Origin of the sequence: Micromonospora sp. M51 (assembly GCF_018070305.1) — a bacterium.
Lineage (GTDB): Bacteria > Actinomycetota > Actinomycetes > Mycobacteriales > Micromonosporaceae > Micromonospora > Micromonospora parva.
On record NZ_JAGPXZ010000957.1, the window covers coordinates 1 to 2,002 of the forward strand.

2 protein-coding genes are annotated in these 2,002 nt (G+C 69.7%); both read right to left on the bottom strand.

Annotation, left to right across the window (positions count from 1 at the left end; genetic code table 11):
* A partial coding sequence (locus KBX53_RS31205) for an ABC transporter permease (RefSeq protein WP_210863334.1) occupies positions 1 to 929 on the bottom strand: 929 nt, incomplete at its 3' end.
* Entirely contained in the window at positions 929 to 1,885 is a 957-nt protein-coding gene (locus KBX53_RS31210; protein WP_030333660.1) for an ABC transporter permease, read from the bottom strand. The genes KBX53_RS31205 and KBX53_RS31210, both read right to left, overlap by 1 nt.
* Positions 1,886 to 2,002: the final 117 nt, after the last annotated feature.

Below are 2,002 nucleotides of genomic sequence, written 5' to 3' on the forward strand. Positions count from 1 at the left end.
ACCTCACCGGAGCCGGGCTGCGCCTCCTCCTGCGCGTCGCCCTTCTTCGTGGTGGTGGCGCGCCGCGCCGCCGGGGCGGCCCAGGCGTCGGACATCCCCTCGGAGAGCACGTTCAGGGCGAGCACGGTGAGCAGGATCAGCAGGCCGGGGAAGAACGTGGCCCACCAGCCACCGATCTGGACCATCTCCTTGCCGAAGGCGATCACCGAGCCCCACGAGGACGCCGCCTCCTGGGGTGCCAGCCCGCCACCGATGAAGGAGAGCGACGCCTCGAACACGATGGCGTCGGCGACCATGACGGTGACGAAGACGAGGATCGGGGCGGCGCAGTTGCGCAGGATGTGCCGCCAGAGGATGTGCGGTCGCCGCGCGCCGATGATCCGTTCGGCCGCGACGTAGTCCTCGCGGTACTGCGAGAGCACGTTGGCGCGCACGATCCGCGCGATCGACGGCACGAAGACGAAGCCGATCGCGACCACGAGGACCACGAGGCTGTTCTTGCCGAACGAGATGATCAGCAGGGCGGAGAGCACGATGGCGGGGAAGGCCATGACGACGTCGAGGCAGCGCATCACCACCTCGTCGACGGCGGGCCGGCTGGTTCCGGCCAGCGCGCCCAGGATGGCGCCGACCACCAGGGCGATACCGGCGCTGCCGAAGCCCACGATCAACGACCGTCGGGTGCCGGCGACCAGCCGCGAGAACACGTCGCGTCCGAGCTTGTCCAGGCCGAACCAGTAGTCACCGTTCGGCCCGGTGAGCGCGGGACCGAGCCCGGCCTGCGCGGGGTCGTGCCGCAGGATCAGCGGCGCGAAGATGCCCACGACGACGATGAGCAGGACGAAGCTCAGTGCGATCCGGGCCGTGACGCTGAGCCGTTTGAAGGCGATGCCGGGGGCCGACAGCCGGGCGGTGAGTGTGCGACGCATCAGTGGGCTCCGCGCAGTCGAGGGTTGGCGAAGAGGTAGAGGATGTCGACCACCAGGTTCACGAGGACGAAGCAGATGGCGATGGTCAGCACGGTGCCCTGCGCGAGGGCTGTGTCGTTCTGCTGCACCGCGCTCATGATCTGGGTGCCCATGCCGGGCAACGAGAAGATCGCCTCGATCACGACGGTGCCGCCCAGCAGGTAGCCGATCCGCAGGCCCAGCACGGTGAGCGGGTTGACGAGCGCGTTGCGCAGCACGTTGCGTCCGATCACCACGCGGGGCGGCAGCCCGGCGCCGATGGCGGTACGCACGTAGTCCTTGTCGAGTTCCTCGACCATGGACGTGCGCACGATTCTGGCCAGTGAGCAGCCGACCGGCACGGCGAGCGCCAGCGCGGGCATGGCGAGGGACTGCAACCAGAGGGAGAGCGAGTCGCCGGGGTTGACGTACCCGCCGGTCGGGAAGACGGGGCGGCGGACCGACAGCTCCTGGATGAGCAGGAGGGCGAGCCAGAACGACGGCATGGCGATGCCGGCCATCGAGACGAACCGGATGACCTGGTCGGGCCAGCGGTCGCGGTACAGCGCGGCGGGGATGCCGAGGGCCAACGCGATGACCAGCGCACCGACGATTCCGAGGGCCGTCAGCTGGATCGTCAGGGGCAGCGCGAGGGCGATCTTGTCGGCGACCGGGACGGACGGCGGGAAGGTCACGCCGAGATCGCCCCGGAGCAGGTCGCCCAGGAAGTGCAGGTAGCGCAGGGGCAGCGGGTCGTCGAGCCCGTTGGCGGCCTTGAACGCGGCCACCTGCGCGGGGGTCGCCTGGTCACCGAGGACGGACAGCGCGGGATCGATCGGGGAGAACTGCATGATCACGAATACGAAGATCGTGATGCCCAGCACCAGCGGTATCAGGGTCAGGAGTCGTCGCGTGACCAGGCTCAGAACGCTCAGCATGGTGTCTTTCTCTCGTCGAGGGCCGCCGGGACGTCCCGCCCAGCCCGAGGGACAGGGGCTGGGCGGGACGCGGAGGGGTCGGGGTCCGGGCCCCCGAGGCGGAGCTCAGCCCTTTCG